Annotated in this window: 14 protein-coding genes and 1 pseudogene; 14 read left to right on the forward strand and 1 reads right to left on the reverse strand. The window is 33.7% G+C overall.

Annotated features, from left to right (window positions below):
- Window positions 1-339: 339 nt before the first annotated feature.
- From sufC to BK821_RS06650, 12 genes and pseudogenes are all read left to right on the forward strand, one after another.
- On the forward strand, window positions 340-1101 hold the full coding sequence (sufC, locus tag BK821_RS06595) for a Fe-S cluster assembly ATPase SufC (protein ID WP_046837283.1): 762 nt from the start codon (window positions 340-342) through the stop codon (window positions 1099-1101).
- Window positions 1102-1200: 99 nt separating this feature from the next.
- Window positions 1201-2508 (forward strand): Fe-S cluster assembly protein SufD, encoded by a 1308-nt coding sequence (gene sufD, locus BK821_RS06600; RefSeq protein ID WP_046837284.1) that lies wholly within the window; start codon window positions 1201-1203, stop codon window positions 2506-2508.
- A gap of 165 nt (window positions 2509-2673) precedes the next feature.
- Window positions 2674-3912: a cysteine desulfurase gene (locus tag BK821_RS06605; protein ID WP_046837295.1), complete on the forward strand. Its 1239-nt coding sequence runs from the start codon at window positions 2674-2676 to the stop codon at window positions 3910-3912.
- Window positions 3902-4351 carry a Fe-S cluster assembly sulfur transfer protein SufU gene (gene sufU / locus BK821_RS06610; RefSeq protein ID WP_046837285.1) on the forward strand — a complete coding sequence of 150 codons (450 nt, stop codon included), beginning with the start codon at window positions 3902-3904 and terminating at the stop codon, window positions 4349-4351. Before BK821_RS06605 ends, sufU begins: the two co-directional genes overlap by 11 nt.
- A gap of 176 nt (window positions 4352-4527) precedes the next feature.
- Window positions 4528-5925, forward strand: a complete 1398-nt coding sequence (gene sufB / locus BK821_RS06615) for a Fe-S cluster assembly protein SufB (protein WP_046837286.1) — start codon at window positions 4528-4530, stop codon at window positions 5923-5925.
- A 618-nt stretch (window positions 5926-6543) separates the two neighbouring features.
- Window positions 6544-7559 (forward strand): annotated as a pseudogene (locus BK821_RS06620) (hemolysin family protein).
- Window positions 7560-7611: 52 nt separating this feature from the next.
- Window positions 7612-8679, forward strand: a complete 1068-nt coding sequence (locus tag BK821_RS06625; RefSeq protein ID WP_046837288.1) for an NAD(P)H-dependent flavin oxidoreductase — start codon at window positions 7612-7614, stop codon at window positions 8677-8679.
- A 247-nt stretch (window positions 8680-8926) separates the two neighbouring features.
- Window positions 8927-9775, forward strand: coding sequence for a DUF72 domain-containing protein (locus BK821_RS06630; RefSeq protein WP_063410201.1), 849 nt, complete (start codon window positions 8927-8929; stop codon window positions 9773-9775).
- Between the two features lie 10 nt (window positions 9776-9785).
- Window positions 9786-10610, forward strand: a complete 825-nt coding sequence (locus BK821_RS06635; RefSeq protein ID WP_046837297.1) for a sulfite exporter TauE/SafE family protein — start codon at window positions 9786-9788, stop codon at window positions 10608-10610.
- Between the two features lie 22 nt (window positions 10611-10632).
- Entirely contained in the window at window positions 10633-11952 is a 1320-nt protein-coding gene (locus BK821_RS06640) for a bifunctional metallophosphatase/5'-nucleotidase (RefSeq protein WP_071331447.1), read from the forward strand.
- 81 nt (window positions 11953-12033) lie between these two features.
- Window positions 12034-12963, forward strand: coding sequence for a lipoyl synthase (lipA, locus tag BK821_RS06645; RefSeq protein WP_046837299.1), 930 nt, complete (start codon window positions 12034-12036; stop codon window positions 12961-12963).
- 170 nt (window positions 12964-13133) lie between these two features.
- Entirely contained in the window at window positions 13134-13517 is a 384-nt protein-coding gene (locus tag BK821_RS06650) for a YutD family protein (protein ID WP_071331448.1), read from the forward strand.
- Window positions 13518-13584: 67 nt separating this feature from the next.
- On the opposite strand, the gene BK821_RS06655 is transcribed toward BK821_RS06650, so the two are convergent.
- On the reverse strand, window positions 13585-13851 hold the full coding sequence (locus BK821_RS06655) for a DUF3055 domain-containing protein (protein WP_046837301.1): 267 nt from the start codon (window positions 13849-13851) through the stop codon (window positions 13585-13587).
- Window positions 13852-14005: 154 nt separating this feature from the next.
- Here BK821_RS06655 and BK821_RS06660 point away from each other — a divergent pair, with 154 nt between their 5' ends.
- The gene (locus tag BK821_RS06660; protein WP_071331449.1) at window positions 14006-14437 is read left to right on the forward strand and encodes a DUF86 domain-containing protein; all 432 of its coding nucleotides are present in this window, start codon (window positions 14006-14008) and stop codon (window positions 14435-14437) included.
- A gap of 6 nt (window positions 14438-14443) precedes the next feature.
- Window positions 14444-15223: a TIGR01457 family HAD-type hydrolase gene (locus BK821_RS06665; RefSeq protein ID WP_046837303.1), complete on the forward strand. Its 780-nt coding sequence runs from the start codon at window positions 14444-14446 to the stop codon at window positions 15221-15223.
- Window positions 15224-15229 lie beyond the last annotated feature (6 nt).

Below are 15229 nucleotides of genomic sequence, written 5' to 3' on the forward strand. Positions count from 1 at the left end.
AAATGATATTATCATAAAATTTAAGTATTACAATATTAAAGTGAGTTATTAAACGTAATATATGACTTTAACATGCATTCTATTGTAACAATGACTATACATAGCGAATATTATTGAGAACATCATATCTTAAATTATCAGTTACGAAAATCTTAGTATTGTTATCGAAAATGATTATGTTTTAATAACTATTTTAATTTAGCGCTTGAAAAGGTTTATATTCAAATATAACTACGTTATAATTAGAGGATGTAATTTAGTTTTAGTCTTTTGACTGTAGATTAAAATTATTATAAACTAGTAAAGAAAAACATATCATATATTACGGAGGGAATATGTATGCCATCAACATTAGAAATTAAAGACCTACATGTGTCTATTGAAGATAAAGAGATTCTAAAAGGTGTTAATTTAACAATTAACACGGATGAAATCCATGCAGTTATGGGGCCTAACGGTACAGGTAAATCAACATTATCATCTGCGATTATGGGACACCCTAGCTATGAAGTAACACAAGGTGAAGTATTATTAGACGGCGTTAACATTTTAGAATTAGAAGTTGACGAACGTGCAAAAGCTGGATTGTTCTTAGCAATGCAATATCCATCAGAAATTACAGGCGTTACAAATGCAGAATTCATGCGTTCAGCAATAAATGCGAAACGTGAAGAAGGCGATGAAATAAATTTAATGCAATTCATCAAAAAATTAGATAAAGAGATGGGTTATTTAGATATAGATGAAAATATGGCGCAACGTTATTTAAATGAAGGTTTCTCAGGTGGAGAGAAAAAACGTAATGAAATCTTACAATTAATGATGTTAGAACCAAAATTCGCTATTTTAGATGAAATTGACTCTGGTCTAGATATTGATGCTTTAAAAGTAGTTTCTAAAGGTATCAATAAAATGCGTGGAGAAGCGTTTGGTGCATTAATCATCACTCACTATCAACGTTTATTAGACTATATTACACCAGATCACGTACATGTAATGTTCGGTGGTAAAGTAGTAACTTCAGGAGGACCTGAATTAGCTAAACGTCTTGAAGAAGAAGGTTATGAATGGGTTAAAGAAGAGTTCGGTGCTACAGAATAAGTCTCAACTCATATGTAAATATTAATTTAGATGAAGATTTAAGGTTTGATTTAGATACTATAAACGAATCATACAATCATCAAATGGGAGGAAAAAAGTATGACGACTGAAACTTTGAACATTTCTGAAGCGCAACTAGTTGAATATTCACAAGCCCATAATGAGCCTGCTTGGATGACAGAATTACGTAAAGAAGCGTTGAAATTAACTGAAACTTTAGAAATGCCAAAACCAGATAAAACAAAAATAAATAAATGGGATTTTGACTCATTTAAACAACATGAAACGACAGGAGAAGTTTTCAATGCATTAGATGAATTGCCTGAAGCGGTAAAAGAAATCATTGATATTAAAAATTCTGAAAATTTAATTATACAACATAATAATACGCTTGCATTTACTAAGGTTTCAGAATCAGCAAGCAATGATGGTGTTATTGTTGAAGGTTTATCAGAAGCACTAGTGAATCATCCAGATTTAGTAAAACAACATTTAATGAATGAAACAGTGACTGTAGATGAACATCGCTTAACAGCATTACACACAGCACTTATCAATGGTGGTATTTTTGTATATGTTCCTAAAAATGTAGTTGTAGAACATCCAATTCAATATGTTGTATTACATGATGATGCTGATGCTAGTTTTTATAATCATGTGATTATTACGACTGAAGAAAGTGCAGAAGTCACATATGTAGAAAACTACTTATCAAATGCTGCTAGTGAAGCTGGGCAACTTAATATTATTTCAGAAGTCAATGCAGGTGCAAACTCAAAAATCACTTACGGTTCAGTAGATTACTTAGATAAAGGATTTACTGGTCATATTATTCGCCGTGGTGTCACAGCAGAAGATGCAACGATTAATTGGGCTTTAGGTCTAATGAATGAAGGTAGTCAAATTATTGATAATACTACGAATTTAATTGGCGACCGCTCTGAGAGTGCATTGAAATCTGTAGTAGTTGGTACTGGAGATCAAAAAATTAATTTAACTTCTAAGATTGTACAATATGGTAAAGAAACTAATGGCTATATTTTAAAACATGGTGTAATGCGTGAACATGCATCTACTGTCTTTAATGGAATTGGATATATTAAGCACGGTGGCACGAAATCTGTGGCTAACCAAGAGTCTCGTGTATTAATGCTTTCAGAGCACGCACGTGGAGATGCTAACCCAATATTATTAATTGATGAAGATGATGTAGAAGCAGGACATGCAGCATCAGTTGGTCGTGTAGATCCTGAACAATTATACTACCTTATGAGTCGCGGTATTTCTCAACAAGAGGCAGAACGTTTAGTTATTCATGGTTTCTTAGACCCAGTAGTACGTGAATTACCAATTGAAGATGTAAAACGACAATTAAGTGAAGTCATCGAACTTAAAGTTAATAAATAAACAGTAATCAACCATAGAAGTTAAACTCAAGACAATAGTACTAAAGTGCTAGGAACGGCCAAAGCAACCATTTATAGTGCTTATTATAGATGGTGCTACAGCATGTTCCTATCATATACTAAGGTCTGATTATAGATTCTTAATTTAGAAAGGTCTGTGGATAATTTGACCGAATTATTAAATGTTAATGAAATTATAAAAGACTTTCCAATTCTTAATCAACAAGTTAATGGCAACAGACTGGCATATTTAGATTCTACAGCGACGAGTCAAACGCCAGTACAAGTGATTGATGCGATTGATGATTACTATAAACGTTATAATTCTAATGTTCATCGTGGTGTTCATACACTTGGCTCTTTAGCTACTGATGGTTACGAAAGCGCCCGTGAAACAGTTAGACGTTTTATTAATGCAAAATATTTTGAAGAAATTATATTTACGCGTGGTACAACTGCAAGTATTAATATTGTTGCGCATAGTTATGGTGATGCTCACATTTCTGAAGGCGATGAAATTGTCGTTACTGAAATGGAACATCATGCGAATATTGTGCCTTGGCAACAATTAGCCAAACGAAAAAATGCAGAATTGAAATTTATTCCTATGACTGAAGATGGAGAATTAAATATCGAGGATGTAAAAGCAACAATAAATGATAACACTAAAATTGTTGCAATCACTCATGTATCTAATGTGCTTGGAACGGTAAATGATATCAAGGCAATTACTGAAGTAGCACACGCACATGGCGCGATTATAAGTGTAGATGGTGCACAAGCTGCCCCTCATATGGACTTAGATATGCAAGACCTAGACGTGGATTTCTATAGTTTTAGTGGTCATAAAATGCTTGGTCCAACAGGTATCGGTGTGTTATATGGTAAACGTCGTTTATTGAAAAACATGGAGCCTATTGAATTTGGCGGTGACATGATTGATTTTGTAGGGAAATATGATGCTTCTTGGGCTGACTTACCTACAAAATTTGAAGCCGGTACACCTTTAATCGCACAAGCAATCGGTTTAGCAGAAGCAATAAAATATCTTGAAAGTTTAGGGTTCGATGCCATTCATCAACATGAAACGATGTTGACACAATATGCTTACGACAAAATGTCTGAAATAGAAGGTATTGAAATATATGGACCTTCTAAAGAACGTCGTGCTGGCGTGATTACGTTTAACATGACTGATGTTCATGCGCATGACGTTGCTACAGCAGTAGATACAGAAGGTGTAGCTGTCAGAGCAGGTCATCATTGTGCACAGCCTCTTATGAAATGGTTGAATCAATCTTCAACAGCACGTGCGAGTTTCTATATATACAACACTAAAGAAGATATTGACCAAATGGTTGAAGCCTTGAAACAAACGAAGGAGTTTTTCTCATATGAATTTTAATAATTTAAATCAGTTGTATCGTTCAGTTATTATGGATCATTATAAAAGCCCGAGAAACAAAGGCACATTAGATAATGGTTCCATGACTGTAGACATGAACAATCCAACATGTGGGGATCGTATTCATCTTACGTTTGATATAGAGGATGGTTTCATTAAAGATGCAAAATTTGATGGAGAAGGTTGCTCAATATCAATGTCTAGTGCTTCTATGATGACTGAAGCTGTTAAGGGTCATTCATTAGCTGAAGCTATGAAAATGAGCCAAGAGTTCACAAAAATGATGCTTGGTGAAGATTTCGAAATTACTGAAGAGATGGGCGACATAGAAGCACTACAAGGTGTATCTCAATTCCCAGCGAGAATCAAGTGTGCTACTTTAGCTTGGAAAGCTTTAGAAAAGGGTACAGTTGAAAAAGAAGGTAACACAGAAGATTAAGTGGAACTGATGCATTGACATCGTGTAATATTCCATTCAAACTAGTAGATACAACAGGGAACTAAATTTAAGAATAATTCAATATAAACAGACTTTCATTACAGTCATTGAAGGTAAAAATACAGTAAATGATCTTGCACACAAGTCGTTTTTAATATATAAAAGGAGTGATTGAAATGGCTAAAAAAGCACCTGATGTTGGAGATTATCAATATGGTTTCCACGATGAAGATGTTTCCATTTTTAGATCAGAACGTGGTTTGACGGAGAATATTGTCCGTGAAATCTCAAACATGAAAGAAGAACCTGAATGGATGCTTAACTATAGATTGAAATCATTAAAACAGTTCTATAAAATGCCGATGCCACAATGGGGCGGAGACTTATCAGAATTAGACTTTGATGATATCACTTATTATGTTAAACCTTCAGAAAATACAGAGCGTTCATGGGATGAAGTACCTGAAGAAATTAAACTTACGTTTGAAAAATTAGGTATACCGGAAGCAGAACAAAAGTATCTTGCTGGGGTTTCAGCGCAATATGAATCAGAAGTTGTTTACCATAACATGGAAAAAGAACTAGAAGATAAAGGTATTATTTTTAAAGATACAGACAGTGCGTTAAGAGAAAATGAAGAATTATTTAGAAAGTATTTCTCAACTGTAGTACCTGCTGCAGATAACAAATTCTCAGCATTAAACTCAGCTGTATGGTCTGGTGGTTCATTCATTTATATTCCTAAGAATGTTAAGTTAGACACACCATTACAAGCATATTTCCGTATTAACTCTGAAAACATGGGTCAATTTGAACGTACATTAATCATTGCTGACGAAGGCGCTTCAGTAAACTATGTAGAAGGTTGTACTGCACCAGTTTACACAACAAGCTCGTTACATTCAGCTGTTGTTGAAATTATCGTACACAAAGATGCACACGTACGTTATACAACAATTCAAAACTGGGCGAACAACGTTTATAACTTAGTTACTAAACGTACATTAGTATACGAAAATGGTAATATGGAATGGGTTGATGGTAACCTTGGTTCTAAATTAACTATGAAATATCCTAACTGTGTACTTATGGGTGAAGGTGCTAAAGGTAGCACATTGTCTATCGCATTCGCTGGTAAAGGCCAAGTACAAGATGCCGGTGCGAAAATGATTCACAAAGCGCCAAACACATCATCAACAATTGTGTCTAAATCTATTTCTAAAGATGGCGGTAAAGTTGTTTACCGTGGTATCGTGCACTTTGGACGTAAAGCGAAAGGCGCACGTTCAAACATTGAATGTGATACGTTAATCTTAGATAACGAATCTACTTCAGATACGATTCCTTATAATGAGGTATTTAATGATAATATTTCATTAGAGCATGAAGCGAAAGTATCTAAAGTTTCAGAAGAACAATTATTCTATCTAATGAGCCGTGGTATTTCTGAAGAAGAAGCTACTGAAATGATTGTAATGGGCTTCATTGAACCATTCACAAAAGAGCTTCCTATGGAATATGCTGTTGAAATGAACCGTTTGATTAAGTTCGAAATGGAAGGCAGTATCGGTTAGTTTTATAGATTGAAATCTAAAGCTTTCAAATAAATAAAAGCACATGCAATACGATTTTGATAACACTTATGATTGAATGTTATCGGAAACTGTATTGTATTGTGCTTTTTTTATGTTATTCAATTAACTTTTATTGCGTTCATCCAGTTTATTAGCTATGACTTTCAAACATTTTCTAACCTGTATAGATGAAGTGTCCTTAGGTAATTTGTGAGAAAAAATAATGCCGTCTTCTGTTTTGACTGTATAATTAATATTTCTAATGCCTACTTCGTAATCTAAAATTTGCATGTGTTTTATCGCTCCAACTTAATTTAATATTATGATGAAAATTCAAGATGTAAATACATATGGCATTATCAATACCCTCAATACATTAAGGTAAACTTAATTGAATTTCTTTTTAATGCGATGCAACCCAAAAAACTTGCATAATTAATCATCATATAAGGCTTAGTTAACGTAATTTAAAAAAATAAATGCGAAAATAGGATTAACATCATAAAGTGATAATGTTTACAACTTTGTATCTAAGGCGTTTATATAAATTAAAAGACGGGAATCATTTAATAATCTATCAATTTTTAAATACAGTTAATATTAAGGAGTTATGTATTTATGATTATTGTAATAATCATACTTTTATTTGCTTCTTTTTTCTTTTCTGGTAGTGAAACTGCGCTAACTACCGTGAATAGAATAAAGATACAAACAGAAGCTGATCAAGGAAATAACAAGGCAGCACAAGTTAATCAATTATTAACTAAACTGAGTACTGTGTTAACGACTATGCTTATTGGGAAGAATATATCAAAAGTTATTCTAGCAGCACTTGTAACGATTATAGCGATAAGGTCGGGTGTAAAGGTTGGAATACTTGCTGCCCTAATCACAGTGATCGTCATTGCGATATTAGAAGTAATTGCTAAATCATTTGCCGCGGCAAATCCTTATAAAACTTCACATTTAGTTTATGCACCTGTTTCTTTTTTGTTGTGGTTTTTATGCCTATGACTAAAGTACTTAACGTTATTGCAGGCATAGTTAATAATATTATAGATGGTAGGCAAGAGAATCATGATTTTTCAAAAGATGCACTTAGACACATGCTCGCAATTGCAGATAGAGAAGGTGCATTGAATGAAATGGAACGAGAACGCATTCAAGGTGTTATGAATTTTGAAAAGCTAAAAATTAAAGATATTAGTACAACGCCAAGAATTAATGTAACTGCGTTCCCTTCTAATATTTCATATGAAGAGGCATATGATGTGATTATCTCTAAACCTTATACGCGCTATCCTGTGTATGGAAACGATATGGATCATATTATTGGGGTTTTTCATTCGAAATATTTATTAGCATGGAGTAGAGAGACTTCGAACGATATTTTACAATACACGTCGGAGCCCTTGTTTGTGAATGAGCATAACAAGGCAGAATGGGTGTTAAGAAAAATGACAGTAGCACGTAAGCATTTAGCTATCGTATTAGATGAGTATGGAGGTACAGATGCAATAGTGTCACACGAAGACTTAATAGAAGAAATGTTAGGTATGGAAATAGAAGATGAGATGGATGAAGAGGAAAAAGAAAAGCTTAAACATCAAATGAAAGCATACAATAATAAATGATGAATATATTTATGTTATGAATATGAGATATGTTTTAAAAGGAGTGTATGACATGAAGTTATCAACACGAATCACTGATTTGTTAGGCATTGAATACCCAATAATACAAGCAGGGATGGCTGGTAGTACAACACCAGAATTAGTTGCAACAGTGAGTAACTCTGGCAGCTTAGGAACAATAGGTGCAGGCTACTTCAATTCTGAAAAACTTGAACAAGAAATCACACGTGTTCAAGCGTTAACAGATTTGCCGTTTGCAGTAAATTTATTTGTACCAAGTGAAAAATTATATATTCCAGAAAAAATTGAACACATGAATGCTTGGTTGAGACCGTATCGACGTGCGTTTAATTTAGAAGAACCTGTACTAAATATTAGTGAGGAACAGGTGTTTAATAAAGCAATTGATATTGTGATTGATAAAGGTGTGAAGATTGTTTCTTTTACGTTTGGCATTCCTAACCAAGCAGTTATAAAAAAATTGAAAGCGCACAATATTATTATAATAGGTACTGCGACTTCAGTTGAAGAAGCGATTGCGAATGAAAGTGCAAACATGGATGTAGTCATTGCACAAGGCAGTGAGGCAGGTGGGCATCGAGGTTCGTTTACCAGAACATCCAATAACCAAATGCCTTTAGTCGGTACGATGTCACTCGTTCCACAAATTGTTGATAATGTAAATATTCCGGTGATTGCTGCTGGTGGAATTATGGATGGAAGAGGCTTAGTAGCAGGATTAGTATTAGGCGCACAAGCTGTACAAATGGGCACCGGTTTCCTCACAACGGAAGAAAGTGCAGCTACTGAATTATATAAAAATGCTATCAAGCAAAGTTTAGAAACAGATACAGTCGTTACTAACGTCTTTAGTGGTAAACCAGCACGTGGTATTGATAATGAATTTATTCATAATATGGAAGGTTATAATGACGATATTCCAGATTATCCAATTCAAAATCAATTGACAAATGCTATTCGCAAAGCTGCAGCTAAAGAAGGGAATGCACAGTGGACGCATTTATGGAGTGGACAAAGTCCAAGATTAGCACAACGCCTTTCGGCAGCATTATTGATTGAAAAAGTTGTGAAAGAAGCTGAAAATATACTTCAGCAATAGCATATATAATGTCTTAAACAAAGCAAATTGAAATGAAATAACGTTTTAAATATATAATAAAATGGCTGCTAATACATGATGTAATTAGCGCCATTTTTATTAATATCTAATCATACATAATGAGAAGCCCAGTATTGATTTATAGAAAGTTATGAAAGCATAGTTCTATTTCTTTAAGTTAACGTAAATTGAATTTAATCTAGTGAATCCGATAAAACATCTGTGGTATCATTAATTTGGTGATAATATGATAAATATTGGATTAACAGGTTGGGGAGATCATGATACCTTATATGAAGATTTGCAACGTAAATCAGATAAGCTAATTACATATGCAAGTCATTTTCCTATAGTGGAATTAGATGCTACTTATTACGCAATTCAGCCTGAAAGAAATATAAAAAAATGGATAAGAGAAACACCTAAACGTTTTGAATTTATAGTTAAAATTCATCAAGCTCTAACATTACATGCAGACTATCATGATTACGCAGAAACACGCCAAGAATTATTTAATCAGTTTAAAGCTATGCTTCAACCGCTTCAAGAAGAAAGTAAGCTCGCAATGGTATTAGTACAATTTCCACCTTGGTTTGATTGCTCAGTGCAAAATATTACATATATCCGTTACGTCCGAGAACAATTAAAATCATTTCCTATCTGTGTAGAATTTAGACATCAATCATGGTTCAATGAAACATATAAAGAGGAAACATTAGCATTTTTAACACAGCAACAAATTATACATGCTGTTTGTGATGAACCACAGGCGGGTCAAGGCTCCGTACCGCTAGTTAATAGAATTACACACGATACTGCTTTTGTACGTTACCATGGACGCAATGTGCACGGATGGACGAAGAAAGATATGACTGATGAGGCGTGGAGAGATGTCAGATATCTTTATGACTATAGCCAGCAAGAATTAGAAGCTTTAGTAAACAAAGTGAAAGTATTAGAGCATAAAGCAAAAAAAATTTACGTTGTATTTAACAATAATTCCGGTGGACATGCAGCACAAAATGCCAAAACATATCAAAAGATATTGGGAATTGATTATAAAGGTTTAGCACCACAGCAATTAAAATTATTTTAGGAGCGATAAAATGTTAACTATAGTATTATTGATCATAATTGGTGGCTTATCAGCAATTATTGGGTCATTAGTAGGTATTGGCGGTGGAATCATCATCGTGCCTACGCTCGTTTATCTCGGCGTAGATAATGATTTACTCCAAGGCATTACACCACAAATAGCAATAGGAACGTCATCTGTAATATTAATTGTGACAGGTCTATCATCTACGTTAGGTTATTTGAAAACAAAGCAAGTCGATGTGAAAAATGGATCTATATTTTTAATTGGTTTGTTACCAGGGTCGCTCATTGGCTCAATACTAAGTCGTTATTTAACATTAGAATCATTTAACCTATATTTTGGTATATTTTTAATATTTGTAGCTATATTACTAATGATAAGAAACAAAATTAAACCATTGAAAGTTTTTGATAAACCCAAGTATCAACGTACATATGTCGATGGTAATGGGACAACCTATCACTATAGTGTACCACCTGTTATTGCATTTATAGCAACACTATTTATTGGTATTTTAACGGGATTATTTGGAATTGGTGGGGGAGCATTAATGACCCCATTAATGCTCATCGTATTTAGGTTCCCACCTCATGTTGCAGTTGGAACAAGTATGATGATGATATTCTTCTCAAGTGTGATGAGTTCGGTAGGTCATATAGCGCTCGGACATGTGGCGTGGATTTATTCTATCGTCTTAATCATAGCTAGTTATTTTGGTGCTAAAATAGGTGTGAAAGTTAACCATTCTATTCAATCATCTACAGTTGTAAATCTATTGCGTACAGTCATGTTGTTAATGGGTATATATTTAATAATAAAAGCATTTTTATAAGTATTAGAGGAGGGAATTAGAGATGGAGTTAACGATTTATCATACTAATGATATACACAGTCATCTACATGAATACGCACGTATTTCAGCTTATTTAGCTGAGGCAAGACCGAAGTTGGATCATCCCTCTCTTTATTTAGATATCGGCGACCATGTTGATTTATCTGCGCCAGTCACAGAGGCTACAATGGGTATTAAAAATGTAGAGTTGTTAAATCAAGCACAATGTGATCTTGCAACGATTGGTAACAATGAAGGCATGACGATTTCACATGATGCGCTAAATACGCTATACGATAAAGCAAATTTTCATGTAACATGTTCAAATGTTTTTGATGAACAGGGACGTTTACCCCGTAATATGTCACCTTCTTACATTAAAGAAATTGAAGGTGTGCGAATTTTATTTATTGCTGCTACAGCTCCGTTCACACCGTTTTACCGTGCTTTAGATTGGGTAGTAACCAATCCATTAGAAGCAATTAAGGATGAAGTGCAAGCCAATGAAGGCGCATATGATTTACTTATAATTATGAGTCATGTAGGTGTATTCTTTGATGAAAAATTATGTCAAGAGATTCCAGAGATTGACTTGATTTTAGGGAGTCACACACATCATTATTTTGAACAGGGTGAAATGAATAATGGTGTATTAATGGCTGCAGCGGGTAAATATGGTTACTTTTTAGGTGAAGTGACATTAGAAATTGAAAATAAAAGCGTTGTGAACAAAGTAGCTAAGTTGCATCCGGTTGAAACATTACCAGACTTTGAAACAAATTTTGAAGCTGAGGGCAAGGCGCTTTTAAGTGATGCTATTATCAATCGTCCTGTGAATTTACCTAGAAAGACGAATGTCATTTCACAAACGGCATATATGTTAGCTGAAAGTGTATTTGAATTTACTAATGCTGATTGTACAATTATTAACGCTGGCCTTATTGTTAAGGATGTTATTGCAGATGAAGTGACAGAATATGACATTCATCAAATGTTACCACATCCTATCAATGTCGTACGTATTAAACTGAACGGGCAAGAATTAAAAAATGTAATATTAAAAAGCCAAAAACAAGAATATATTAATGAACATGCGCAAGGATTAGGGTTTAGAGGTGATATCTTTGGAGGATATATTCTGTATAATTTAGGCTTTATTGAATCAGAATCAAAGTATTTTATAAACGGTGAAGAGATTGATGACGAAACTACATATATATTGGGAACTATAGATATGTATACCTTTGGTCGTTACTTTCCAACACTCAAAGACCAACCGACAGATTATTTAATGCCCGAGTTTTTAAGAGATATATTTAAAGAGAAATTACTAGAATATTAAATTATAACCGATTTACGTTTTAATTTAGTGAAAATTTCGTTATAATGAGTAGAGATTTCAAATCAGGAGGATTGTGCGGTTATGGCTACTAAAAATGAAGAAATTTTACGTAAACCAGATTGGCTGAAAATAAAGCTGAACACAAACGAAAACTACACTGGTCTTAAGAAAATGATGCGTGAAAAGAATTTACACACAGTTTGCGAAGAAGCAAAATGTCCGAATATACATGAATGTTGGGGAGAACGACGTACTGCTACTTTTATGATTTTAGGTGCAGTGTGTACACGTGCTTGTCGCTTTTGTGCAGTAAAGACTGGCTTGCCGAACGAATTAGATTTAGACGAACCAGAACGTGTAGCTGAATCTGTTGAATTAATGAACTTGAAACATGTTGTAATTACAGCAGTAGCACGTGATGATTTAAGAGATGCTGGTTCTAACGTATATGCAGAAACAGTACGTAAAGTACGTGAACGTAATCCGTTTACTTCAATTGAAATTTTACCTTCTGATATGGGTGGAGATTTTGAAGCTTTAGAAACGTTAATGGCTTCGAAACCAGATATACTTAACCACAATATCGAAACCGTACGCCGCTTAACGCCAAGAGTTCGTGCGCGAGCGACTTACGATCGTACATTAGAATTCTTAAGACGTTCAAAAGAATTACAACCAGATATTCCAACGAAATCTAGTTTGATGGTTGGATTAGGTGAGACACACGAAGAAATTTATGAAACAATGGATGACTTACGTGCAAATGATGTAGATATTTTAACAATTGGACAATATTTGCAACCTTCACGCAAACATTTAAAAGTTGAAAAATACTACACACCACTAGAATTTGGTAAATTAAGAAAAATAGCAATGGACAAAGGTTTTAAACATTGCCAAGCTGGACCTCTTGTACGTAGTTCATATCATGCTGATGAGCAAGTTAATGAAGCAGCAAAAGAGAGACAACGTTTAGGTGAAGAACAGTTGAATCAAGAGACAAATTTATAATAATTTAAGATAGAAATCAAAGACTTAGTTCAATAAAGAATTATGCTTCAATACAGCGTATTCTTGTGAGCTAAGTCTTTATTAGAAATATAATTCATATATGTCGTGAAATGTAATAGCACTTCTTAATACTACATTGATATGTGACATATTTAGATTAGGTGAATGAAATGATAAAAGTGAATGAACAATACTTTGAAATAATTGAAGATTATAGAGCATCATTTGACGAAGAAACATTTGCAAATCGTTATTCTGATATTTTAGATAAATATGATTTTATAGTAGGCGATTTTGGGTATGATCAATTAAGATTAAAAGGGTTTTATAATGATACAAATAAAAAAGCAGAATTAAGTAAACGATTTTCCACAATACAAGATTATCTGTTAGAGTATTGTAACTTTGGTTGCCCTTATTTTATTTTAAGACGTGTTTCTGAAAAGGAAGCAAAGCGTCATATAGATGATACACGTATAGCTGATGCTGAATTCGAAGAGAATAAGCTTCATGATGTGAAGATTCAGCCAAGTATACAACGAACGGACAAATAAAGAACCAAGTGTCATACATAGACGCTTGGTTCTTTATTAATATATTTGATATAAATGATTTATTGTTTTATTGAATGATTTCGTTAAGGTATTCAGTAATTTCGTTGCCTTCTTCTTCATTCACGCCAAGTATATGGGAAATATAACCTTCTTCTTCTAAATCATCAGTTCCTATAATACCAAACTTATTCGTTTGCATATTGAGGACAATAGATTTACCATAATGGCGGTTTGTTTGTACTAACATTAAATCATAGCGACTGTGCTCACCAACAAAACCAACAAATTGGACTTGTGCAGATTCATCATCGTCATATAGATACATATCAATCATGTTAAAACGCTCCTAATAATAGATTGTGATTTATAAAAAATAATTCGTTAAACATTGAATTTTACTAACCCAATAAAGTCTTAATATTTAGTATAACCATAAATGAATTCGACTGCAAAGGTATGGTATGATGACATTAATAGGGGTGAAAATAATGTATTTCGTGAATAAGAATCAATTAAATACAAAGTTAAATTACTTACAACAATTAATAACAGATTATCCTCAAAATAAAGATAATCATTATGCATTTGAACGTATTTCACAGATGTTTATAGAATCAGCTGTCGATATTGGCAATATGATTATTGATGCTTTTATATTAAGAGATCCTGGAAATTATAAGGATGTTATTGATATTTTAGAGTTAGAAAATGTAATTTCTAAAGAAACACAGGTGCAGATTAATCAAACGGTCGAAGTTAGAAAGCACTTTGTCCATTATTATGATGAATTAGACGTAAACAAATTAGTGCCACTCTTTGATGAATCTTTAGCATATTATCAGCAATACATTAAAGAAGTAACACAATTTTTAAAAAATGAAGATGTACCGATTACAGCATTTGGTAAAAAGGGAGAGTAAACAGAAATGAAAAATTATAAAGCTTATCTTATAGATTTAGATGGGACGTTATATAAAGGTAATGAAATTATCGATGGGGCAGCACAATTTATAGAATATTTGAATCAACAACAAATACCACACCTATATGTGACGAATAATTCAAGTAAAGAGCCTGAAGATGTAGCTTCAAAATTACATACAATGGGCATAGATGCAAAGCCTAATGAAGTCGTTACCTCAGCGCTTGCTACTGCAGAATATATAGCTGAGGAAGCGCCCGGCGCTTCAGTCTATATGTTAGGCGGTAGTGGCTTAGAAACAGCTTTAAAAGCCTATGGTTTAGAAATCAAAGATGATGAATTTGTAGACTATGTGGTTATTGGTTTAGATGAAGCGGTAACTTATGAAAAATTAGCAACTGCGACACTTGGTGTACGTAATGGTGCCAAATTTATTTCAACGAATCAAGACTTATCTATTCCTAAAGAACGTGGATTTTTACCTGGTAATGGCGCGATAACAAGTGTGGTGTCAGTGTCAACGGGTGTTCAACCTACATTTATAGGCAAACCGCAACCTATTATCATGAATAAGGCTCTAGAAACATTAGACATCGATCCATCTGCAGTAGCAATGGTTGGTGATTTGTATGATACTGACATTTTATCTGGGATTAATGTTAATATAGATACAATTCATGTCCAAACTGGCGTGACTACGAAAGAAGAAATTGAAGTGAAAGATGTACCTCCGACATACACGTTTAAAGATTTAAATGAAGTTATCAACGAACTCAAAAGGTAGGAGTGA

The organism is Staphylococcus sp. LCT-H4, assembly GCF_001866145.1.
Taxonomy (GTDB): domain Bacteria; phylum Bacillota; class Bacilli; order Staphylococcales; family Staphylococcaceae; genus Staphylococcus; species Staphylococcus succinus.

Excerpts from the sequence above, each read along its gene's own strand:
- BK821_RS06650 (WP_071331448.1), top strand. The coding sequence starts at position 13,134 with ATGATAAAAGTGAATGAACAATACTTTGAAATAATTGAAGATTATAGA.
- sufC (WP_046837283.1), top strand. The coding sequence starts at position 340 with ATGCCATCAACATTAGAAATTAAAGACCTACATGTGTCTATTGAAGAT.
- sufD (WP_046837284.1), top strand. The coding sequence starts at position 1,201 with ATGACGACTGAAACTTTGAACATTTCTGAAGCGCAACTAGTTGAATAT.
- BK821_RS06660 (WP_071331449.1), top strand. The coding sequence starts at position 14,006 with ATGTATTTCGTGAATAAGAATCAATTAAATACAAAGTTAAATTACTTA.
- BK821_RS06625 (WP_046837288.1), top strand. The coding sequence starts at position 7,612 with ATGAAGTTATCAACACGAATCACTGATTTGTTAGGCATTGAATACCCA.
- BK821_RS06630 (WP_063410201.1), top strand. The coding sequence starts at position 8,927 with ATGATAAATATTGGATTAACAGGTTGGGGAGATCATGATACCTTATAT.
- lipA (WP_046837299.1), top strand. The coding sequence starts at position 12,034 with ATGGCTACTAAAAATGAAGAAATTTTACGTAAACCAGATTGGCTGAAA.
- BK821_RS06655 (WP_046837301.1), bottom strand. The coding sequence starts at position 13,851 with ATGATTGATATGTATCTATATGACGATGATGAATCTGCACAAGTCCAA.
- sufU (WP_046837285.1), top strand. The coding sequence starts at position 3,902 with ATGAATTTTAATAATTTAAATCAGTTGTATCGTTCAGTTATTATGGAT.
- sufB (WP_046837286.1), top strand. The coding sequence starts at position 4,528 with ATGGCTAAAAAAGCACCTGATGTTGGAGATTATCAATATGGTTTCCAC.
- BK821_RS06640 (WP_071331447.1), top strand. The coding sequence starts at position 10,633 with ATGGAGTTAACGATTTATCATACTAATGATATACACAGTCATCTACAT.
- BK821_RS06635 (WP_046837297.1), top strand. The coding sequence starts at position 9,786 with ATGTTAACTATAGTATTATTGATCATAATTGGTGGCTTATCAGCAATT.
- BK821_RS06665 (WP_046837303.1), top strand. The coding sequence starts at position 14,444 with ATGAAAAATTATAAAGCTTATCTTATAGATTTAGATGGGACGTTATAT.